Genomic DNA, 20,501 nt, shown 5'->3' on the forward strand with positions numbered 1-20,501 from the left:
GTGGGTTGTTCCCGTCGCTCGTCATGCGCCGCCGTATAAGCTGCCACCTCGTGGCTTCCCGACTGCTCTTCGTCCTGTTGTCCGTGGCCGTGCTCCCCCTGACGGCGTCCGCCGAGGAGGGGCCGGTGGGGCCCTGGCTGCAGGCGCGCATGCGAGAGCATGCCGCCTGGTTCTCGTACCAGGGCTCGGGTGAGGCCCGCCCCGGCGGCGCGCTGGGCCTGTGGCGCGAGCGCCCCGCCGGGGAGACGGGCCTGCCCGCCTTCGTGCCGCCCACGTCGCTGGCGCCGTTGATCCGCGCGGTGGAGGCGGGCGTCGTCAACATCACCACGGTGAGCCCCCGGGACAGTGGCCTTGCCGGGATGAAGCGCTCGACGGGCTCGGGCTTCGTGCTGACGCCCGACGGGCTGGTCGTCACCAACAGCCACGTGGTGTCGGGGGCGAGCAAGATCGCCGTGCGCCTGTCGGACGGCCGCGAGTTCTCCGCCGAGGTGGTGGGCCGCGACGCGTCCACGGACGTGGCGCTGCTGAGGCTCAGCGGCTCGGAGATGGGGGACCTGCCCGCGCTCTACCTGGGGGACTCGGACCGGCTGGAGGTGGGGGACTGGGTGGTGGCCATCGGCAACCCCTTCGGCCTGGACCACTCGGTGTCGCACGGGATGATTTCGGCCAAGGAGCGCGTGCTGGGCGTGGGCCAGTTCGACGACTTCATCCAGACCGACGCGCTCATCAACCCGGGCAACTCCGGCGGGCCGCTCTTCAACATGAAGGGCGAGGTGGTGGGGGTGAACACGGCCATCATCAGCCAGGGGCAGGGCATCGGCTTCGCGGTGCCCATCAACCTGGTGAAGGACCTGCTGCCGAACCTGCGGGAGAACGGGAAGCTGACGCGCGGCTGGCTGGGCGTCATCGTCAACGACGACCGGGAGAGCGCCGAGCGCCGGGCCCCGCTGGTGAAGGACGTCTACCAGGGCAGCCCCGCGGCCGCGGCCGGCATCCGCTCCGGGGACCGGCTGGTGGCGGTGAACGGGCGCACCATCGGCTCCTACCTGCAGCTGCTCCGGAAGGTGGCGCTGCTGGCGCCCGGGACGGAAGCGAAGCTGACGCTGCTGCGCCAGGGGACGACGCAGGAGGTGGCGGTGCGGCTGGTGGAGCGCCCCGCGCAGGAGGCCGCCGAGGGGCTGGTCCAGCGTGTGACGAGCGACGAGGACCTGGGGCTGACGCTGCGGGATTTGACGCCCGAGGTGGCCGCGCCGCTCAACCAGGTGGCCTGGGACGGGGCGCTGGTGGCCGCGGTGTCGCCCCGAAGCCCCGCGGAGGCGGCGGGGCTGCGCATGGGCGACGTGGTGACGGAGGTCAACCGCAAGCGGGTGAAGGACGCGGCCGGGGTGCGCGCGGCCCTCTCCAAGGGGAGCTCCGGGGCCAGCATCCTCCTGCGCGTCAAGCGCGGGGACTCCCAGCAGTACCTGGCCATCGCCCGGTGAGGGAGCCCCCGAGGACGTCCGCCTAGCGGCTGGCGTTGGCGTCCTTGCCGTTGAGCCACAGGCCCAGCGGGTGGCCCGTGCGGCCCTCGGTGAGGATGAGCCCGTCGATGCGGGCCGTCACGCCGTGGTTCTTCCCGCCGCCCTTCTTCGGCAGGGACCACACGGCCTGCGGCGTGAAGACGACCTGGGCGCGCACCTGCCGCATGGAGAACATGCGCGAGAAGAGCGAGCCGTTCCACCCCTCCGGCAGCGTGCCCGTGACGGTGAGGAAGGGCAGCACCGGGTTGCCGTTGCCGTCCTGCTTCTTCGGAGCCCCGTGGGTGAGCGCGTAGCGGCCGCCCGGGAAGAACGGGGTGATGTTGATGGTGTACTCCCCGGCGCCCGGGTTGTACGGCCCCGGCGACAGCATGGTCGCGTCGTCCTCGCCGATGATCATGTACAGCCGCTTGCCCTGGTACTTCTTGCGGAAGGCCTCCGCGTCCGACTTGCACTTCGGGTCCACCAGCGCCCCTTCACACGCGCCGATGTACTTCTCGAGGAAGGCCCCCAGGCCCCCCAGCGGCTCGGCTTCGTCGCGCAGCTTGGCGAAGCGCGAGTCCACGTCGGCCAGGGCCAGGGTGGGCAGGAGGAGGGCGACGGCGGCGACCAGAAAGCGGCTCAAGACGAGGGGCTCCGGGGTACGGGGGGAATCCGGATGGTGCCATGTCCCCGCGCAACAGGGGGCAGCCTTCTCGTAGGTGTGTGAGGGTGGATGTAGGTGAATAAATTGCCTACATGTGGCTACCATGTAGGGTGTGCCTGTCACCACCTGTTGCCGGGAGGCACCCCCAGTGTTCGAGCGTCCGCAAGAGCGCCGCAGTCACCTGCGCTTCGACAAGGTCTTCACCGTCTACCTCACCACCCAGGACGGGATGATGAGGGGGGTGGGGCGCAACATCAGCGCGCGAGGCATGTTCGTGGAGGTCCGCGACGCGGTGGGGCTGGGGGAGAAGCTGAAGGTGACGTTCGCGGGCGAGGACGGCACGGAGATGACGTGCCTGTGCGAGGTGCGCTACCAGGTGGCGCTGGCGTTCGGCCGCAAGGACGGGCGCGAGGGCTCCAGCCGCGGGGTGGGGCTGCGAATCGTGGCGTACGAGACGCACGACGACGCGCCGCTGCTCCTGGTGGACCGCGAGCGGGTGATGCACTGAGGTTCGTAGCGTGGCCGCCTGGCTGAGCGGCCCGGTGGCCCGACGACGCTCCCGGGACAGGGGGCCGCCTGGGGCCGCCACAGCGGGCGCCACGACATGACAAGGGCACGGTCCTCACGAGGAGAGCCGTGCCCTTGGTGCTTTCAGGAGGCGGGAGGGCCTACTGCGAGAAGCCCTCGAGCAGGTAGTGGGCCTCGATGCGCTTGAGCGCGAGGATCATCGCGGCGCAGCGGCTGTCCACGGCCTCGCCGACGCAGTACTGGCGGCTGTCGTGCATGTCCGTCTTGCGCGGCTGGTTGCGGGAGATGTCGCGGATGATGCGGTAGTTGCGCTTCATCGCGCGCTCCAGGCGCTGGTCGACCTCGGCCTCGCTCCAGCGCTCCATGCGCTTGTTCTGGATCCACTCGTAGTAGCTCACCGTCACGCCGCCGGCGTTGGCGATGATGTCCGGGATGAGCTCGATGCCGCGCTTCTGCAGGACGCGGTCGGCCTCCGGGGTGGTGGGGCCGTTGGCGCCCTCGGCGATGAGCTTGACCTTGAGGCGCTCGGCGATGTCCGCCGTGATCTCGCCACCCAGGGCGGCGGGGACGAGGATGTCCGCCTGGACATCCCACAGGTCCTTCTTCTCGATGCGCTGGGCGCCCGGGAAGCCGAGCACGCTGCGCTTGAGGTTCTTGGGGTCCTGCACGTAGGCGGTGAGCGCCTGCACGTCGATGCCGTCACCGTTGTAGATGGTGCCGTCCGCGTCGTTGACCGCCAGCAGGCGCGCGCCCATGCCGCCCAGGATGTTGGCGGCGTGGCTGCCCACGTTGCCGAAGCCCTGGATGACGAAGGTCTTGCCCTTCACGCTCTCGCCGCGGTCCGCGTAGTAGTCCTCGATGCAGAACGCGACGCCCTGGCCGGTGGCCTTGCCGCGGCCCTCGGAGCCGCCGATGCGCACGTCCTTGCCCGTGACGATGCCGCGCAGGTTGTGGCGCTCGCGCTCACCGTCGGAGAACTGGCGGTACAGGAGCGCCATGATCTCCGGGTTGGTGCCCACGTCCGGGGCCGGGATGTCGATGTTGGGCCCGATGAGGCTCTTGAGCCGGTACATGAAGCGCAGGGTGATCGCCTCCAGCTCCTCGCGGCCGTACTCGCGCGGGTCGATCTGGATGCCGCCCTTGCCGCCGCCGAAGGGCACCTCGGCGATGGCCGTCTTCCAGGTCATCTCCGCGGCCAGGGCCTTGAAGAGGTCCAGGGACACCTCGCGGTGGTAGCGCAGGCCGCCCTTGTAGGGGCCACGGGCCTGGTTGTGCTGGACGCGGTAGGCCTTGAAGCGCTGGGACTCGCCGGGGACCAGCTGGTAGACCTTGCCGTCCGGCAGGCGCAGGTGGCCCTGGCGGATGGCCACGTCGGAGCCCAGGAGGGCGCGGCCGTTGAGGATGATGCTGCCGTTGGCCAGGGCCTCCAGGCCCTCCTTGTTGCGCACCTGCGTCTCCGGCAGGTCCGCGAACTGCTTGGCGCGCTCGGGGATGAGCGGGACGAGGCGATCCTTCAGCTTCGCCGTCACATAGAAGATGTGCTCGTAGTCGGGCTCCTCGAGCTCCAGCCGGACGCGCTTGTCCAGCTTGATGAGGTCGGCGGCCCGATGGAAGATCTCCATCGCCTCGGTGTAGACGGTGCGCTTCGGCGTCGGCGCCGGAGCGCGCATGAAGTTCTCTTCGCTGGCCATGTCGAAAACGGCTCCTTGTGGTCCCAGCCACGCTCGGGCCGGGGACGCGGGGATAGCGGCGCCCTTATGTGCATATGCGCCAACCGAGTTCAACCGCCGTGGCGCCACGCTTCCTCCCGAAAAACCGGAGCGATGACGGGGACTTATGGCAACGCGCTGTGTCACCGACGGCGGATGCACCGTGTCATGGATGTCACGGTGGGGTGGGTTTGTTCGTTGGGGAACGAAGCACCTGGGCCGGATTGAAAACGGGAGGGCCTTCATTTCGGCTTGCCCTACCCGGAACGCCATGGTACTTCCCGCGCCGCCTTGCGCCGACATAGCTCAGCGGTAGAGCAACTGATTCGTAATCAGTAGGTCCCCAGTTCAAGCCTGGGTGTCGGCTAGAGAGTAGAGAAGGGCCGGTTGCGAAAGCAGCCGGCCCTTTTTCTTTTCGGCGTGCTGCTCGCCGGGCGGCCGGGTTCCCGGGCTTGCCTCATCGCCCTGGAGGCGGGCGGGCTTGCGCTCGAGGCTCCGGGATGGGGGGGCTCCGCGCCTCCGTGCGTTCCCGCGGTCGTTGTGTCCGGAAGCCGCCGCGCGGGGCTCCACTCCTCCAGGTCTCTTCGAAGCGGGGGCGAGCACGACGCGCTCGCGGACGTGGCGGCCGGAGCAGGTGAGGGCCGCGTCAGGGCGCTGCAGCCGACGTGGGGTTCCAGGCTCGAAGCATGGTTCCTCGTAACCCCACTGGGAGGTTCGGGTGTGTGTCTTTGAGGAGTCGTCTGGATTTTTCCACGGCTCTCGATGTCTGACTTGATGAGTGTCCGCGAGCGGACGAATCCACGGTTCTCGAATGACACCTGGGTGCGCCGCTGACCCATCCGTGGCGTTCTTCCAGGTCCGGGCAATGGCAGACAAGTGCTGATTGAAATCCTCCATTTTAACTGGAAATGCGTGTTTTCCTTGTTGTGATTTGCAATGAAAGGGAGCCCGATGTTAGGAAGGTTGCGGCTCAGGCCAACACCAGACAACACAGGAGAAATACCCATGACGAGGAACGTGAAGCGTTTCCTGGCCGTCTCCCTGCTGTCCCTCGCGCCGTCCGTCGCCGCCGCCGAGCAGTTCGACTTTGGTGGGCTGGAGTTCTTCCGGGGTGAGTACGTCACCGCGGTGAAGACGGAGACCTTCGAGCTGAAGGCGCGTCACGCCGAGGGTGGCGTGTCGCTCCTGGCGAACCCTCTGCAGACCTTCGCCGTGGGCAACTGGACGGGCGTCAATGTCAGCTTCGGTGGCACGCTTTCCGGCGTCCGCCTGCCCATTCCCCCTCCGAACCCGCTCGGCCCCGTCGCGAAGCCGTCGGTCAACGGCGTCTTCCAGATTGAGGTTGCTCCGGCCACCTCGGTGACGCAGACGTACTACTACACGACCAATCCGGCGGACCCGACGGGCGCGGCGAAGACGTGCCTCTGGCAGCTGGCGGTGACGTACAACGCCGGCACCGCGACCTGTTCGGCCACCATCGGTCAGGCGGCCTACGGTACGCAGGGCGTCCTCTGCTACCTGGACAATGCGCAGTCGTGGATCAACCCGACCACGTGTGACGCGCAGGTCGTCTCCGCCATGGAGTGAGCCGGGCTTCCTTCCGCGGGTGGCGCGCTCGTCGCCACCCGCGGTGGGGTTCGTTGCTCAGGGTGGAGTAGAGGCTCAGTAGTCCCAGGCGTCCAACTCGACGGTGCTCTTGTACTGAGAGACCTCGGGATGGGCCTGCTTCAGCGCGACCATGATCTGCTCCAGCCAACGCTGGAGTTCGGGACCGTCCTTCTCGACCTTCGCCCCATAGATGAAGGTGTACACGATGGTTCCGGGAGCGGTCTGGTCCGGCATGGCTCTGTAGAGCGAGAGCCGCAGGGCCCCGTCGTCGTTCTCGTCTATCTCGTCTGAGGGCGTGAAGTAATGATGCTTGGCGAGATAGTCGCTGATGAAGGACGTGGCGGTATCGGCAACGGTGTCGATGGTCGTGGGATTCATTCGAGGAGAGTTCCGAACGTGGCCTCTTGTGGTCCCCTGTCGGCGGCTCGCGGCAACCTGTGAGAGTGCAGACGAGGCAGGCCGAGAGGTGATCCCGCCGGCCCAGTTTGGTTGATGGGTACTCAGTCGGCTGCCGGGTCGAGCTCGATGGTGCTCTTGAACTGAGAGACCTCGGGATGGGCGTCCTTCAGCGCGGTCATGAGTTGCTGGGCCCACTGTTGAAGCTCGGGACTCTTCTCGCTGTACTTCGACCCATACACGAAGGTGTAGACAAGGGTTCCGGACGAGGTCTGGTCCGGCATGGTTCTGTAGAAGGAGAAGCGCAGCGAACCGGGTTCCTCTTCGTTCACCTCGTCGTCGGGCGTGAAGTACCCGTGCTCGGTGAGATAGTTCTTGATGAATGACGTTGCCGTGCTGGCGACCGTATGAATGTCAGGGGGACTCATTCGCAGGAGGGCTTCAAACGTGTGTTTCGCGTGATGGGTCTCGCGGCCCGCGCATTGAATGGGCCCTCAGTAGTCCGATGAATTCAGCTCGATGACGCTCTTGTACTGGGAAATCTCTGGATGGGCCTCCTTGAGCGCGACCATGATCTGCTGCAGCCAATTCTGGAGTTCGGGACTGTCCTTCTCGACCTTCGACCCATAGATGAAGGTGTACACGATGGTTCCTGGTGTAGTCTGGTCTGGCATGGCTCTGTAGAGCGAGAGCCGCAGGGCACCGGGATCCGATGAGTCAACCTCCTCATCAGGCGTGAAGTTCCCGTGTTGGGTGAGGTAGTCGTCGATGAAGGACGTGGCGGTATCTGCGACGGTGTCGATATGGGTAGGGCTCATTCGAGAGATCTCCAGAAGTGTTTTTGAGTCGGTGGATGGGGGCTCAGCGAGCATTGCCCTTGGTGCGAGGCGGGCCCGCGCCTGGGTCTCCTCGCAGGCGCGCACCTTGTTCGGCTCTGCAGCGTGCCCTCCGGAAGGAGGTGGCCCTGCGCTTGGCGGTGCTGGTTGTGCGTGCCGCCGCGGCTGCCCCTGGGGTGCCTTGTGCGGCTGCTTCGGCCGCCTCGGCATTGTGGACGTTCTGGTCCAGATGAGCCTGGTACTGGTCCTGGCGAGAAGGGGGCGGAGGTGAGCCGGTGAATGAGGCGGGCACAGTACTGTCTCGCTCATGCCTGGCCATGTCATCCGCCATCTTCTGCTTCATCTGTGCTTCGGCCTTCTTACGCCAGTTGTTGATGCACTTGGCGGCGGACTTCCCATCGATGACGTCGGCTGGAGGACAGGTGGGGGATTTTACCGACCCCAGGCCTGAGCCCGCTGCACCTCCTGGTCCGCCCGAAGCGCTTGCCGAGCCGCTGGCGCCACTCCCACTGGTTCCAGCCAGCCCCGGGGGTTGTTGGTTGGCGGCGCGCTCGGAGGTACGCCAGCGTTGTTGGTGCTCTCTCACGTACTGGTTGACGCGCGCGTCCTCATCCGCGTGGCGTTGACGTTGTCCGTACTCGGTCTCTGGCCGACCTGACTCTGAGTTGTCATACCGTCGCCGCTGAGCATCCGCGTTCTCCCGACGGGTATGACGTCCGTGCTCCATGTTCTCGGATGCCATGCCCTGCTGCGGAACGGCGGGCGCGCGATCCGACTCATAGCCGTCGATGACGTTCCGGCAGGGGTCCCCACGCGCATCGTTGCCCATGTCATCCGCACCGCTCTCCCGGAAGTTGGAGTCGCGGACGAGATGGCCTGACTGGCAACTTCGGAGGTAGCGGTCACCCGCGGTGGGGCGCTCCAACGGAGTTCCGTCCTTCATCCCAGCCGCATGCTCCGCGGCGGTCGCCGTGTCCCACCGCGCGCATTTGGCCTTCGCCTCTCTGTTGAGTTTTGCGACGTGGTCATACGAGCCGAACCACTCCGGGTTCAGCTTGGCCTTGATGAGCAGTTGCTGGCATTGCCGGGAGAAGAAGCTGCTGCCACCGCCCTCAAGGTAGTTGACGGGTGTGTGCGGTGGTGGCGTGGGCGCGCTGGCTGTCATGTCGGGTCCCCCTCGAACGGACGGCTTCGCTGACCTTCGTGAATCGAGTCTCTCACCACTTGCGTGGAATGTCCTGGACGCAGGCGACGAAGTCCGCGAGCGGAATGGTCCGGAACTCCTTCGCGTCCTCGGTGTCGACCAACCCCTCCGACGTGGCCATCACCAGCCGCTTCCGGGTGTCCAGGCTCAGGGGCTTCACAGGCGCCTCCACCTCCTCGAGCTGATTGCCGCGCAGCGTGAAGAGCCCATACGTCCCACCCGCCACCCAGACCTGCTCCCGGTACTTCGCCACGCTCATCAACATCCCGGGGGACTCCGCCACCTCCGACCAACCATAGACGCTGCCTTCGTGCACCCCCGCGTCGCTGCACGCATACATCTCATCCTTGCTGACGACATGCACAGCCGTCATCACCGCCTCCGTGAAGGACGGTGCCGGATGCCACCGCGCTCCATCCCAGCGTGCGATGAGCCCCTCCCCACCCACCGCGTAGACCAGGTCCGGCGCCAGCCCATGCACCGCGAAGACCTCGCCAGGGCAGGGAAGCTCATGCCATTGCCTGCCATCCCAGCGGTAGAACGACTCCTTGCGCTGCTGTGAATGCGGTCCCCAGGCCAACACGAACCGGTCATCCAATCCCCAGATGCCCGACACGACGCACGGCAGCTCGTGGAACTCCCACGCCGGACGCGAGGGATTCTCCGAGCGGTTGATGTGCACCCCTCCGCGACGGAAGCTGCCCTCGGCCACGTAGACCGTGCCCGACGGCGAGCGCCAGAGCGACGTGAGCCACCCCACCTGGCCCAGCAACGTGTAGACGCGCCCGTCCACCACCTGGCCCACCCACGACTCCGCGTGGTCCTCCATCCAGTCCTTGCCATCCCACCGGTCCGCCAGGAAATGGCAATCCCAGGCCGACTCGCCGCTGGCCCGGCGGAATGCGTGTGCGAGCTTCATGATGTGGGGTCCTCGGGTACGGGGCGCCTCGCGGCGGCGGGAAGCTCGCCTGGGTCTCTGGAAGCCACGGTCTCGTGATAGTCGTACATCGCTCGGGGTGTTGCCAGGAGGCGGTGACGATGTCGAAGCTGCGTGGACCGGGGGGCGACGTGCTCGCGGAGAACCCGGAGGTGACGCTGACCCGATATGCCCTCGGGCTGACGCTGTACCTGGATGAGCCCTACGTCTGGGCCACCGAGGGCGCCGCGGCCCTGCTCCGGCGCTTCCTCCAGCTGGCTCCCGCCGAGCGACTCACCTGGTACACCACCTCCACGCTTCCGGAGTGGCACCGCTTCACGCCTCGGGTCGCCGACGACGTGCTCGCCTCCCTCTCCGTCTCCTGGGCCGATGTCCGCGTCAGGCACCTGTTCACGTTCCGCCTGGTGGATGACCTCGGAGCGCCAGGGCTCGGCTTCATCTACCGGGAGCTGGACGCGGCACGGGGCCGTCGAGGCTTCCTCCAGGTGCTGCTGCCGGAGACCCTCGACCCGAAGCAGCTGCTTCAACTGGCCAAGGAGGTTGGCGAGCGCTGGCCCCTTCTCTGCGGCGTGGGCGGCTACGTGGGCACCTGGAACGAGTGGGTCAAGTCCACCGCGTTCTGGAGTCTGTACCGCTCCAGCCAGCGCTACCTCGGGCTCGACATCCAGGACCCGGATGCCATGTCCTGGTGCGTGGGCGAAGGGCTGCCCGGGAGCAACTGGCTCACGCTCGTGGGTGACGGCCTCGCCGGGAAGCTCGCGCTGGACGTCGCCGCGCTCAAGGCCCGTGCCTGGACGTCCGAGGTCCACGTGCACACGCTGAAGGGGACCACGCTCATCCAGGCGGGTGAAGCCCCGACGCTCGGTGACGTCAACGCGCTCGAGTACCCCTCCGCCTACGCCGAGGTGGCGCGTGTCCTGGAACCCCACTTCGTCAAGAAGCCCACCGAGTTCTGGGGGGGCTTCCAGGAGGAGCAGAAGACAGGGGCCTGGCTGCGCCGCTTCGTCTTCCCGGAGGACCTGCGCTGAGCCCATCTCACGGCTCCCGTGAGAGCAGCACCACGCCGCGCGCGCCGCCCGCGCTCGAGCCCGTCAGCAGGCAGGTGGCCGCGCCCGGGTCACCTCGCAGCATGCCCTCCACCGCGACGGCCAGCCCCGTCGGCATCGCCGCGGCGCCGAGGTCCCCCAGGCACTCGGACAGGTACTCGAGCGTGGCCTCCGGCGGCATCACGTCGTGGGCCACCCGAGGCCAGGCCAGCTTGAACTCGTGCACGCGCAGCTCCTCCGCCGTCATGTCGGAGAGCCACCAGTCCAGCGTGCGTCGCTCTTCACGGAGCCGCTCGGACACCACGCGGCCCGCGCGTGTCAGCGCCGCCGCCATGCAGGGCATGTCGTTGTCCTGGGTGGCCAGCTCGACGTCGGTGGCCACGGTGTCGAGCCGCGCGAGCACCGGCCACTTCGTCCGCTTCGCCACGTCCGTCCGGGTCAGCGCGCAGAAGGCCGCGCCTTCTCCTCCGACGAAGGTGTCCAGGTTCTCCCCATCGAAGATGCGCTGCTGGTCGATGAGCGTCTGGACCACCTCCGGGTCGTAGTACGTGTCCACGCCTCCGACGAGCGCGACGTCCACCTTGCGGCCTCGCAGCGCCTCGCCCGCCTCGATGAGCGCGAAGGCCAGCGAGGCATGCCCCCGCGGCACCACGTGGACCACGGGCCGGACGTCTCGCTCCTCCAGGAGCCGCACCAGCGCCTTCTCCACCTGGCGTCGCTGCGTGGCGAAGCCCTCCTGCGTCCGCTCCCCCATCCGCTCGGGAAGACAGAGCACCAGGGCCACGGTCGCGTTCGGCGGCAGCTCCTCCAGGTTCGTCAGCAGCTGCGTCAACGTCCGGGTGGCGATGGGCACCAGCCGCTCGGCGCCCGAGTCCCGGGTGGGCAGCGTCCGGATGGGCGCCATCGTCACGCGCTTCCCGTTGGGCGCGCGGAAGGGCGTCTCCGCGTAGGCGGACAGCTCCGCGCGGCGGAAGGCCCACGTCTGGTACGGAGCGAAGGCCAGCCCGTTCCACGCGGCCGTCCCCACGATGACGGGCGCCGAACCCCACCGTCCGCCGTAGTGCGCCGAGTCCAGGTGTCGAGCGGTGCTCATCGGACGACCTCCTTCTCGTGCACCTGAATGTAGTGCAGGCGGCGCGCGGGGCGCGGCATGGGCACCACGGTGCGCCAGGTCAGCTCCAGCGTCTCCTCGTCCGAGGGCCGCAGCAGCACCGTGTCCAGGACCGGGCGGTGGTCCGTGTCCCCCTGCGCCGTCCGCGCCGTCACCGCGAAGTGCAGGCGGGGGAGCGCGAAGTGATACGAGCCGCCCGCGGAGAGGTTGAGCAGCTTCACCATCTCGCCCCCCTTCAAGTACTCGGGGCAGATGAGCTCGGGCGTCGCGCACTGGTTGTGGCGCTCGTCGAAGTCCAGCGGCTGCAGCGGCATGCGCTCCTTCATCCACTTCTCGTCCGCGGTCCCCGCGTAGCGACGACGGGGCTCCCAGTGTCTGCCGATGGCGCCAACGCCGGCGGGCGCGGGCCGCGTCCTGGCGGAGGAGATGAGGTCGCGTGGATCCTCGATCTGCGGAGCAAGCTGGTTCACCAGCGCGTCCGAGTCCCGCGCGACGCCGCGCCCCAGGGGGTTGCGTGCCTCCTCCACGGGCGGCTTGTTGGCGTCACTCGCGTCGAAGCCCCCATACGCGAGCTCCCACTTCAGGGGCACGCTGGTGAAGGGCTGCGGCGGTCCCAGCGCCATCCCGAGCGCGCCCCGGTACCAGACCCGCGTGCCGAACACGCGCAGGCTCTTGGCGACGGGGCCCACCTCGATGTGGACGTCCAGCTGCTTGACGGCCTGGCCGCCCTTGCTCATGGCGTTGCCCACCACCACCACATCCGTGGAGGGCTTGCGGATGCACACGTCCGCGGGGAGCTGGATGCTGCTGGCCTCGGGCGCCTTCTTGTCCCAGGGCTCGTCGGCGTGGCGGACCTGGGCGCCACCGACGCGTGTCACCCGCGCGCTGCCCGGGGCGATGGAGAAGAGCTCCTTGATGAGGACCACCATCAGGATGCCTCCGTCCATCCCCAACTGGGGAACGAGGGCCACCGTGGATGAGGTGCCGTTGAGCAGCTCGGGCGTGTTCACGTCACGTCACCTCGCATACCGCGTCGTCCATCCATCCGACGGGCTCCGCCGGCTGCCCGACTCCACATGAACCCTCCAGGCCTCGAGCTGCGCGAGCTGCCGGACGACGAAGTCCGCGCGGTCCAACGGAACGGCTCCGCCCGTGCGCACCGCCAGCTCCACGTGCACCCAGCGGCGCATCGCGGGCAGTGACTCCGGAGCCTCCAGCTCCCACAGGGAGACCTTCGGACTCCACGCATGTCCGAAGCGGTAGCGCGTGCCCTTCCTGGCATGGCGACCATGCTTCGCCCACCAGTCCGCCCACACGACGGCCCGGTCCGTGAGGTCGAGCACGGGCGTGGGCGGCGTGAAGGGTCGCTGGAAGGGCAGGGCGTCCCGCGTGTACTCGGGGCTCGGGACGTCCTCCGTCAGGGACGCGCCTGTCATCCGTTGCAGCGCGTCCAGCGCCGCGACCTTCGTGTCGGGAGCGTCCATCGCCAGGTGCTCGAGCAGCACCTCCATGAACGACAGGTCCCCGAACCACCCCAGGGCCCGCAGCACCGCGGGCACGTCACCCGAGTCCAGCGCGGCGCGCAGGTCGTCCGCTCCGGACGCGTCCGCGGACATCGCCAGGAAGAGGGCCGCGTCCGCGAAGGCGCCCTGACCCTTCAGCACCAACGCGCGCGCTCGCTCCAGGCCTTGCTCGCTTCTTCGCAGCAGGGTGCTCTCCAGCGCGGCGCGGACGACCTCCTCGTCCTCGTGGCGCAGCGCCTGCTCGAGCGCGCGGTGAGGCACGGGACCCTGGGTGGCTCCGAGCGCCTGGCTCGCGGCTCGAATCACCTCCAGCTCCGGGTCCTCCAGTCCTCGCTCCACGTCAGACACGGAGAGCGCGCCGCGCCGCGCGAGGACGCGCAGGCCCGCGGCCCTCCGCGCCGGCAGCTCCGCGTCCAGCCACGGGCGCACCGCCCGCTCGATGCCGGGATGCGGCGCGAGCGAGAGCGCGTCCGTCACCGCCTCGGCCATCCTCGGCTCGCTCAGCTCCACGGTCCGGATGATGCGCAGGGCCTGGTCGAGCGCGTCGTCCCCGGCCAGCGAGCCGAAGAGGAACACGTTGGCCCAGGTGAGCTCGGGGTCCGGCTCGGGACGCTCCTCCAGCAGCTTCACCAGGCGCGGCAGGATGGGAGGGCCACAGGCGACGATGGCGTCCACGCGGCGCACCAGCCGTTGCTCGGTGCGCTCGCTGTTCGACCAGGGCGTGAGGGACCGGGCCCGCCGCATCAGCCCGAACATCCCCAGCTCCTCCAGGCAGGTGCGCGCATGGCCGAAGAGCACGTCCTCCTCGGCCTTCGGGTGGCCGAAGTGGAGGGGCAGGGCCTGCGCGTCCGTCGCCGCGACCCTCGCTTCGTCCTCCTCCGGCGCGGCGTCCTCGTCGTCGTCTTCTTCGGCCTCGAACGCCGCCAGCCGTGCGTGCGCCTTGGCGAGCAGCGCGTCGAGCTGCGCGAGCGTCGTCACGGGCGGAGGCGCCGCGGGTGGGGCAGGGGGCGGCGCTTCCGGCTCGGGCAGCTCCGGCAGGGGGATGGCCGGCAGGAGGACCTCGCGCACCGGCTCGAGCAGCCGGGGCTCGCGGAGGCTCGCGCGCAGGGGCTCGGCGCGGACCTTGGGCGGCAGTGGGCGCGCGTCGGCGCCCGTGGAGAAGGGCTCGCCCAGGGCGCCGATGGCCGCCTTCATGGCCTGCTGGAGCAGCGCCAGCTCCGCGAGTCCGCCCGGGTCCTCCGTGGGGACCTGCGCGAGCAGCCGCGCCGCCGCGTGGAGGTTCGTCGCCATGGCGCGGATGCGCTCGCGCCGGACGTTGAACTGCGCGCGCGCCGCGTGGGCCTCGTACGCCTCACGCAGGGCCAGCGCGAGCTGCTCCTCGGCCTGCCGGACGGGCAGCGCCGGGTCTGTCACCGCCCTCAAGCCGAGCAACGCCTCATCGAGCAACGCCTGGACTGTCTGGATGCCCATCCGCTCCGTCACGCCCACGCCCCTACCGGGAGTCCCCGAAGCCCACGTTCCCCGTCACGCAGACGGGCTTGCCCTCGAAGTGCACGGTGACGGCGGGGACGGGCAGCCCCCACGCCACGCCGCGGTTGACGCCCGCGACGGTGATGTCCTTGGTGAGCGCGACGCCAGGCTCGTTGCCCTTCATGTTCCCCGTCTTGCAGAACGAGCTGTGGACGTGCTTGCTCTCGATCTCGATGTTGCTGCACTTGACGCTCAGCGAGCCCGAGTCCCCGGTGATGGGGTAGGGCATGGGCAGCGGGCTGGGCGCCGCGGGCGTGTGGCACATGTTGGGCGCCATGGGCACCACGGTGTGCTTGCTCTTCTCTCCGACGACCGTCATTCCAAGCGCGGTGACGCTCATGGCGCGGGCTCCTAGTTCAGCTTGATGAGGGTGGCCAGGACCTTGGCCACCTCGCGTGCACGGGTGATGACCCGGTCGGCGTACAGCTCGACCTCGGTCGCGGTGACTTGGAGGAACGCGCCGGGGACGCGCAGCAGCGCCTTCTCGTCCGCCGTCACGGAGAAGCTGCGCACGCGCGCGTTGACCGCTCCCTGCCGGTCCAGGTGCAGCGCGCGCTGCGTGGTGAGCAGGCCCGCGATGAGCGGCGTCTCGTCGGAGGCATCCACGATGACCCTCGCGCCCGAGGCGAGCGCTTCGTCGAGGAGCGCGGGGTCCACCGCGGGGTCCACCTGGAGCAGGTGCTCCGTGGCGCCGATGCGCACGCGCCACCCCTCGCCCTCCCGCGCCACCAGTCGCCCCAGGCTCATCGGAGGCAGGGCGGCCGCGGGCGCCGGTGCCAGCCTCACCTGACGCGGAGACTCCTCGGAGGTCTCGGCCTCTTCACGTGCCACGCTCTTGAGTGCCTGCATGCTCATGTCCTTCTCCTCATCCCGGCATGATGGCGGGAGGGTGCATCTTGATTTCGGAGGTGCCTTCGATGGTGACGCCCAGCGCGCCCTTGATGGCCACGCCGCTGGAATCGATGACGACCTCGGAGGCTCCACACGTCAGGGTGATCTTCCCGGACGCCTCGAGCTTGAGATTGGCGGCGGTCACCACGCCCGCGGCGCCCGCGGTGATGGAGTGGCCTCCGGTGATGTCCTGGGTCTGGCTGGCCACGTTGATGGCCACGGCCCCCTTCGCATCGATGGCGAGCGCCTTGGCCACCTTCACCATGTACGCGCCCACGGTCTCGAGCTTCGCGATACCCACCTGCTCGTTCTTGCCACCGTTGATCAACTCGATACGGGCAGCGCCGATCGTCTCCGTCGAGTCTCCGCCGACCGCGAACGAGACTCCCGTCACCGCGTTGATGACCGCCAGCGCGCCGATCTTCTCGGTGACGGAGCCCTCGACCGTCGTGCCCCACGTACCGGGGCCGCCGCCACCACCTCCGCCGCCGCCACCACCACCACCACCACCACCACCACCACCACCACCTCCTCCTCCATCCCCACCTCCACCGCGGCCATCACTCCCCGCGTTCCCGGTGGCCGGAGCGTCCCACGACCCCGACGCGCCGCCTCCGCCACCACTTCCCCCTCCGAAGCCCCCGAAGCCTTGTCCCCCAGCGCCACCACCGCGCGGTGACGCGCCTCCGCCCTGGGGTGATGCTCCCCCTCGCGTCAGCGCGCCGCTCGACACGGCTTGCGCCATGCCGGATGCCATGACGCTCGAGAGGGACAGGTTCCCGTCCTCGGCGAGCTGGCCCACCTCCGAGCCGAAGACGGCCACTGCGGTGTTGTCGCCTCCGAGGAGGGCCGCTGCCGGGCCGGCCAGCTCCGCGGCGGTGCCCAGCGCTTCCCGGGCAGCGTTCAGCCCCGGCATCAAGGGCCCGAGCAGGGCGGCTTCGGCGCGGCTCGCCGCCTTGCCCGCGAGGGCGATCGCCCCTTCGAGGGCCAGTGTCTCGATGCTCTCGAGCAGCCCTTCCGCCGGGTCGCCGACCTGCATGTTCTCCAGCCCGCCGACCTTCAGCGTGACGGCGCCGGTGATCTCCTCGCCGATGATGCCGCTGACCTTGACCGCGCGGTTGGCGCCCACGGTGACCTTGTGGTCCTTGCCCACCGAGGCGTTGTGAATTCCCTTCACCGCCATCTTCTCGTTGGCGCCGACGGACATCTCCCGATTCGTGCCGATGGTGCGCTTCTGGTTCACCGCGACCTTGGCGCTCTTGTCGTTGGCGGCCTTGATGTTGATGTCGTAGGCGCCATTGACGTAGACGCGCTGGCTGTCCGCCGAGTCGTCGAAGCTGACCTCGTTCGAGCCCCCCGCGCCGGGCGACGAATTGGAGCGGTGCCCGGACACCGTCTTCTGCGCGGGCAGGCTGTAGTCCGGCGGGTTCAGCGGGTTGTAGAGGCGCCCCAGGCACACGGGCCTGTCCGGGTCTCCCTCCACGAACTCGATGAGCACCTCCCAGCCGATGCGGGGAATCATCACGGAGCCCGTGGTGTGCGCCTGCGTGACGCGGACCCAGCAGGACGACTTGTCGTCGAGCATGCCGTCTCGGTCCCAATGGAACTGCACCTTCACGCGGCCATGCTCGTCGCAGTGCAGCTCCTGCCCCGAGGGCCCCGTGACTCGCGCCGTCTGGAGTCCCAGGATGCGCGGCCGAGGCGTCTCACGTCGGGGACGGAACACCTGCGCGGAGGGCACCACGTCGAAGTCCACCTCGCAGTGCGCCGCGCCGGTGTCCACGAGCGGACCGGGCTCCTGCTGGCCGTGGAAGCGCAGGTGCAGCCGCGAGGCGGTGATGAAGTACTCGCCATCCGCGAAGGGGTGGCCCACCAGCGACACGCGCCGGCCCGGCGCCAGCGTCATCGCGTTGGTGCGCGCCCGCGCGGACTTCCGCCGTCCCCGGAGCTCCTCCAGGCGACGCTTCGCCAGTCGTTTGCCGTCTGCGGGCTGCGTGTAGCGGCCCGGGTACTCGTACCACTCCGCCTGCACGGAGTCCTCGGCGAGCTGGTCCGCGGCCAGCTTCTTGGAGGGGTGCAGCATGTCGTAGTCGTCCAGGCTGACCTTGGAGACGCTGGCGCGCACGCCGCTGCGCCAGTCCCACACCGCCACCGCGTCGCCTCCGAGCGAGGCGTCGTAGCGGAAGGGCAGGGCGTCCGGCTCCATCACCTCGGCGGACTCGCTCGCGTCCGAGAGCACCATCACATGCCCGTCCGCGCTGTGCTCGAACGCGAACCAGATGCCCTCCTCCTCGAGCAGCCGGCACACGAAGTCCCACTCCGACTCGTCGTACTGCACGCAGTACTCACGCCGGGGATACGCGCCCTCCAGCGACCAGCGGAACAGCTTGTCCTCGAGCCCCGCGTCCTTGAAGACGGCCTTCACGATGTCCGGGACGGACAGCTCCTGGAAGATGCGGAAGCCGTACCGGTACGCGACGAGCCACGGCTGCGGGACGAGCGTGAGCCGGTAGCGCACGAGCTGCGCCGGGTCGTCCGTGGCGACGACGTCGACCCGGTCCACCACCCCCGACACCTCGCGCACCTGCCCGAAGGCGTCCTCCAGCACCACGTGGGCGAACCCGCCGCGCGCCTCCTCCGGCGCCAGCTCCGTTGCCGACAGGTCGAGCTCGAACACGAACCGCCGTGACACCTCTTCTTCGCCACGCAGGGCGTGGACGACCAGGTCCCCCCGCTGACCGGGGATGCTGGCGGTGACGGACACTGCCGAGGGCGAGTCGCTCATAAAGCCTCAGGCGCTCTTGTGCAGCAGCTGGTTGAGCACCTTGTTGTTCTTGATGACGACGGTGGGGGCCTTGATGTTGATCTGCCCGCTGGCCAGCAGCTCCACCGTGCAGGCGCCGCCCCGGAGGACCAGCTTGTTCTGGGCGGAGAAGGTGACGTTGGTGGCCTTCACCTTCATGCCTCCGCCCGCGGTGATGGCCACCAGGCCCTTGGCCGTGTCGGTCCTGCTGCCGCCGCACTTCACCTTCTCCACGCCCGCGTTCATCACGTAGCCCGCGCCGCAGGAGACGGACATCTGCTTGGCCTTGGTGAACTTCAGGGCGCCGATGGTCTCCGTGAAGTTCGTCGACACCGAAACGAGCCGGCTCTTCCCCGCCAGCTCCATCCAGGCCGCGCCGACCTTCGTCGAGGAGGCCCCCACCACCTTGCGAGTGTAGGCGACGAGCGCCGTCACCACCTGCATCGCGGCCACCTTCCGGTCCAGGGTGCCCTGGATGCTCTCGGCCATGTCCCCACCCACCTTCACCATGCGCGCGCCGCCGACGCTCACGCTCAAGTCCCCGCCGACGCCATCCGTGTAGTCGCCCCCCACGTTGATGTCCTGGTTGGCGCCCACGCTGAGCGTCCGGTTGCCGGTGACGTTGGCGTAGTGGTTGCCTCCCACGCTCACCGTGTTGTCCACGCCCACCGAGCAGCGCTCAGCGTTGGCGACCGTCATCTCCGCGTCGTTGTCCACCAGCAGCGTGTAGTCCTTGGACGCGTTGATGAAGATCTCCTCGGCGCCCGCCGCGTCCTCGAAGCGCAGCTCGTTGGCGCCCGGTCCGCCGCCCGTGGTCGCGCTCTGGATGGAGCTGCGCGTGGCGCCGTCCGGCAGCGCGTACGGAGGCGTGTGCTCGGCGTTGTAGAGGTGGCCCGCGACGAAGGGCCGGTCGAAGTCCCCCAGCTCGAAGTCCACCAGGAGCTCGAACTCCACGCGGGGGATGATGAGCGAGCCGCTGAGCGGAAGCTGGCCCACGCGCAGCCACGTGGAGCTGCGGTCATCCTTCAGGCCGGAGCGGTCCCACGGAAAGCGCACCTTCACCCGGCCGAAGGACTCCGTGTGGATCTCCTCGCCCGAGGGCCCGGTGACGAACGCCAGCTGCGTGCCTCCGATGAGCGGCTTGGGCGGCGCCGTCACCGGCCGGTAGGGCACGGTGTGCGGGATGGCCCAGACCTCGTTCGAGTAGAAGCCGGGCCGCTGCGTGTCGTGCTCGCTGGAGGCGTGGTGCACCACGCGGGTGATGAGCAGGTCCACGTTGGCCTCCGTCCGGCCATGCCCCGTCACGCAGAACGTCCTGCCGGGCTCCAGCCTCGGGCAGGTGCTCTGGCCCTGGAGCGTGCGCGTCCCCAGTCGCAGCCGCTCCATCAGACGCCTGGCGCGCGTGCGGCCCGCCGCCGCCTCCACGAAGTCACCCGGATGCTCGTAGACCTCGCGCCCCGTGGTGGACTCGGCGCTGTGGGTCGCGGACAGGTCGACCGCGGGGCGCTTGAAGTCGTAGTCGCGCAGGAACACCTGGTCGGAGGCCATGCTCCGGCCATCACGCAGGTCGATGACCACGTCGTCGTCGAGCTGGCTGCTGTCCCGGTCCACCAGCAGGCTCTGCCCCCGGATGGGCTCCAGCCGGGTGCTGTCGTCGAAGAAGAGCATCCGCGCGCCGTCCGCCTCGTGGTGCACCGCGAAGGCGATGCCCTCCGAGTGGAGCAGCCGCGACATGAAGGCGAAGTCGCTCTCGTTGTACTGGACCACGTTGACGCGCGTGGGGGGCGGCTCCATCAAATCCCAGCTGGACGCGTCCCCCAGGCCCGCGTCGTCGAGGACGCTGGAGACGACCTCCTGGACGCTCTGCTCCTGGAAGATGCGCGAGGTGCGGCCCAGCTTGAGCAGCTCCACCGGGGCGCAGATGACGACCACCAGCCGGAAGGCATGGCTCTGCGTGGCCTCCAGGTGCGCCTCGGTCACCACGCCGTGGAAGGGGCGGTCCTCCGAGTCGTCATGGAAGCGCAGCCACAGGGCCGCCGGCGTGCCCGGCAGCGCGTCCAGGTCCACCTGCTCCGGCGTTTCGGCCTCCACCTGGACCCGGCAGCCCTCGCTCAGCCCTTCCGTGGCCTCCATCCGCAGGACGCGGAAGCTGGTGGGGTCGAACCCCTCCAGGGACAGCTCCAGGCTCAGTCGACGCATCCCCATGATGAGCGCCC

Annotated in this window: 18 protein-coding genes and 1 tRNA gene; 5 read left to right on the forward strand and 14 right to left on the reverse strand. The window is 69.0% G+C overall.

What is annotated here, in order from left to right; all coding sequences use genetic code 11:
* Positions 1 to 23: 23 nt before the first annotated feature.
* Positions 24 to 1,481: a trypsin-like peptidase domain-containing protein gene (locus tag K8640_RS14355; RefSeq protein ID WP_223747548.1), complete on the forward strand. Its 1,458-nt coding sequence runs from the start codon at positions 24 to 26 to the stop codon at positions 1,479 to 1,481.
* A 22-nt stretch (positions 1,482 to 1,503) separates the two neighbouring features.
* Here the strand turns inward: K8640_RS14355 and K8640_RS14360 are convergent, their stop codons facing one another.
* On the reverse strand, positions 1,504 to 2,142 hold the full coding sequence (locus K8640_RS14360) for a DUF6066 family protein (RefSeq protein ID WP_223747549.1): 639 nt from the start codon (positions 2,140 to 2,142) through the stop codon (positions 1,504 to 1,506).
* A gap of 169 nt (positions 2,143 to 2,311) precedes the next feature.
* Between K8640_RS14360 and K8640_RS14365 the strand changes: the two genes are divergently transcribed.
* Positions 2,312 to 2,671: a PilZ domain-containing protein gene (locus tag K8640_RS14365; RefSeq protein ID WP_046714499.1), complete on the forward strand. Its 360-nt coding sequence runs from the start codon at positions 2,312 to 2,314 to the stop codon at positions 2,669 to 2,671.
* A 160-nt stretch (positions 2,672 to 2,831) separates the two neighbouring features.
* Here K8640_RS14365 and K8640_RS14370 read toward each other — a convergent pair whose 3' ends face one another.
* Positions 2,832 to 4,382: a Glu/Leu/Phe/Val dehydrogenase gene (locus tag K8640_RS14370; protein ID WP_223747550.1), complete on the reverse strand. Its 1,551-nt coding sequence runs from the start codon at positions 4,380 to 4,382 to the stop codon at positions 2,832 to 2,834.
* A 313-nt stretch (positions 4,383 to 4,695) separates the two neighbouring features.
* Here K8640_RS14370 and K8640_RS14375 point away from each other — a divergent pair.
* Both K8640_RS14375 and K8640_RS14380 read left to right on the forward strand, forming a co-directional pair.
* A tRNA-Thr gene (locus tag K8640_RS14375) sits at positions 4,696 to 4,767 on the forward strand.
* A 638-nt stretch (positions 4,768 to 5,405) separates the two neighbouring features.
* Entirely contained in the window at positions 5,406 to 5,987 is a 582-nt protein-coding gene (locus tag K8640_RS14380; protein WP_223747551.1) for a hypothetical protein, read from the forward strand.
* 75 nt (positions 5,988 to 6,062) lie between these two features.
* On the opposite strand, the gene K8640_RS14385 is transcribed toward K8640_RS14380, so the two are convergent.
* The 5 genes from K8640_RS14385 to K8640_RS14405 all read right to left on the reverse strand — a co-directional run bounded on the left by K8640_RS14385 (position 6,063) and on the right by K8640_RS14405 (position 9,363).
* Positions 6,063 to 6,386: a hypothetical protein gene (locus K8640_RS14385; protein WP_223747552.1), complete on the reverse strand. Its 324-nt coding sequence runs from the start codon at positions 6,384 to 6,386 to the stop codon at positions 6,063 to 6,065.
* 122 nt (positions 6,387 to 6,508) lie between these two features.
* Entirely contained in the window at positions 6,509 to 6,832 is a 324-nt protein-coding gene (locus tag K8640_RS14390) for a hypothetical protein (RefSeq protein WP_223747553.1), read from the reverse strand.
* Between the two features lie 66 nt (positions 6,833 to 6,898).
* A complete protein-coding gene (locus K8640_RS14395; RefSeq protein ID WP_223747554.1) occupies positions 6,899 to 7,222 on the reverse strand; it encodes a hypothetical protein in 324 nt (107 codons plus the stop codon).
* A 43-nt stretch (positions 7,223 to 7,265) separates the two neighbouring features.
* Complete coding sequence (locus tag K8640_RS14400) at positions 7,266 to 8,405, reverse strand: hypothetical protein (RefSeq protein ID WP_223747555.1); 1,140 nt, start codon at positions 8,403 to 8,405, stop codon at positions 7,266 to 7,268.
* Positions 8,406 to 8,457: 52 nt separating this feature from the next.
* A complete protein-coding gene (locus K8640_RS14405; protein WP_223747556.1) occupies positions 8,458 to 9,363 on the reverse strand; it encodes a hypothetical protein in 906 nt (301 codons plus the stop codon).
* 119 nt (positions 9,364 to 9,482) lie between these two features.
* On the opposite strand from K8640_RS14405, the gene K8640_RS14410 reads away from it, so the two are divergent.
* Positions 9,483 to 10,409, forward strand: coding sequence for a type VI immunity family protein (locus K8640_RS14410; protein WP_223747557.1), 927 nt, complete (start codon positions 9,483 to 9,485; stop codon positions 10,407 to 10,409).
* A gap of 7 nt (positions 10,410 to 10,416) precedes the next feature.
* Here the strand turns inward: K8640_RS14410 and K8640_RS14415 are convergent, their stop codons facing one another.
* From K8640_RS14415 to K8640_RS14445, 7 genes are read right to left on the reverse strand one after another with little or no spacing between them, the layout of a single operon-like run.
* On the reverse strand, positions 10,417 to 11,520 hold the full coding sequence (locus K8640_RS14415; RefSeq protein ID WP_223747558.1) for a hypothetical protein: 1,104 nt from the start codon (positions 11,518 to 11,520) through the stop codon (positions 10,417 to 10,419).
* Positions 11,517 to 12,548 carry a DUF2169 domain-containing protein gene (locus K8640_RS14420; protein WP_223747559.1) on the reverse strand — a complete coding sequence of 344 codons (1,032 nt, stop codon included), beginning with the start codon at positions 12,546 to 12,548 and terminating at the stop codon, positions 11,517 to 11,519. The genes K8640_RS14415 and K8640_RS14420 overlap by 4 nt, the downstream gene beginning before the upstream one ends.
* A gap of 6 nt (positions 12,549 to 12,554) precedes the next feature.
* Positions 12,555 to 14,543, reverse strand: a complete 1,989-nt coding sequence (locus K8640_RS14425) for a hypothetical protein (protein WP_223747560.1) — start codon at positions 14,541 to 14,543, stop codon at positions 12,555 to 12,557.
* 10 nt (positions 14,544 to 14,553) lie between these two features.
* The gene (locus K8640_RS14430; RefSeq protein WP_046714488.1) at positions 14,554 to 14,931 is read right to left on the reverse strand and encodes a PAAR-like domain-containing protein; all 378 of its coding nucleotides are present in this window, start codon (positions 14,929 to 14,931) and stop codon (positions 14,554 to 14,556) included.
* A gap of 11 nt (positions 14,932 to 14,942) precedes the next feature.
* Positions 14,943 to 15,446, reverse strand: a complete 504-nt coding sequence (locus tag K8640_RS14435) for a hypothetical protein (RefSeq protein WP_223747561.1) — start codon at positions 15,444 to 15,446, stop codon at positions 14,943 to 14,945.
* A gap of 10 nt (positions 15,447 to 15,456) precedes the next feature.
* Entirely contained in the window at positions 15,457 to 18,267 is a 2,811-nt protein-coding gene (locus K8640_RS14440; RefSeq protein ID WP_223747562.1) for a type VI secretion system Vgr family protein, read from the reverse strand.
* A gap of 6 nt (positions 18,268 to 18,273) precedes the next feature.
* Positions 18,274 to 20,490 carry a type VI secretion system Vgr family protein gene (locus K8640_RS14445; RefSeq protein ID WP_223747563.1) on the reverse strand — a complete coding sequence of 739 codons (2,217 nt, stop codon included), beginning with the start codon at positions 20,488 to 20,490 and terminating at the stop codon, positions 18,274 to 18,276.
* Positions 20,491 to 20,501 lie beyond the last annotated feature (11 nt).

This window comes from Myxococcus sp. XM-1-1-1, assembly GCF_020037095.1.
Taxonomy (GTDB): domain Bacteria; phylum Myxococcota; class Myxococcia; order Myxococcales; family Myxococcaceae; genus Myxococcus; species Myxococcus fulvus.

Excerpts from the sequence above, each read along its gene's own strand:
- K8640_RS14415 (WP_223747558.1), bottom strand. The coding sequence starts at position 11,520 with ATGAGCACCGCTCGACACCTGGACTCGGCGCACTACGGCGGACGGTGG.
- K8640_RS14370 (WP_223747550.1), bottom strand. The coding sequence starts at position 4,382 with ATGGCCAGCGAAGAGAACTTCATGCGCGCTCCGGCGCCGACGCCGAAG.
- K8640_RS14385 (WP_223747552.1), bottom strand. The coding sequence starts at position 6,386 with ATGAATCCCACGACCATCGACACCGTTGCCGATACCGCCACGTCCTTC.
- K8640_RS14430 (WP_046714488.1), bottom strand. The coding sequence starts at position 14,931 with ATGAGCGTCACCGCGCTTGGAATGACGGTCGTCGGAGAGAAGAGCAAG.
- K8640_RS14445 (WP_223747563.1), bottom strand. The coding sequence starts at position 20,490 with ATGGGGATGCGTCGACTGAGCCTGGAGCTGTCCCTGGAGGGGTTCGAC.
- K8640_RS14395 (WP_223747554.1), bottom strand. The coding sequence starts at position 7,222 with ATGAGCCCTACCCATATCGACACCGTCGCAGATACCGCCACGTCCTTC.
- K8640_RS14400 (WP_223747555.1), bottom strand. The coding sequence starts at position 8,405 with ATGACAGCCAGCGCGCCCACGCCACCACCGCACACACCCGTCAACTAC.
- K8640_RS14390 (WP_223747553.1), bottom strand. The coding sequence starts at position 6,832 with ATGAGTCCCCCTGACATTCATACGGTCGCCAGCACGGCAACGTCATTC.
- K8640_RS14435 (WP_223747561.1), bottom strand. The coding sequence starts at position 15,446 with ATGAGCATGCAGGCACTCAAGAGCGTGGCACGTGAAGAGGCCGAGACC.
- K8640_RS14355 (WP_223747548.1), top strand. The coding sequence starts at position 24 with ATGCGCCGCCGTATAAGCTGCCACCTCGTGGCTTCCCGACTGCTCTTC.
- K8640_RS14410 (WP_223747557.1), top strand. The coding sequence starts at position 9,483 with ATGTCGAAGCTGCGTGGACCGGGGGGCGACGTGCTCGCGGAGAACCCG.
- K8640_RS14440 (WP_223747562.1), bottom strand. The coding sequence starts at position 18,267 with ATGAGCGACTCGCCCTCGGCAGTGTCCGTCACCGCCAGCATCCCCGGT.
- K8640_RS14405 (WP_223747556.1), bottom strand. The coding sequence starts at position 9,363 with ATGAAGCTCGCACACGCATTCCGCCGGGCCAGCGGCGAGTCGGCCTGG.
- K8640_RS14380 (WP_223747551.1), top strand. The coding sequence starts at position 5,406 with ATGACGAGGAACGTGAAGCGTTTCCTGGCCGTCTCCCTGCTGTCCCTC.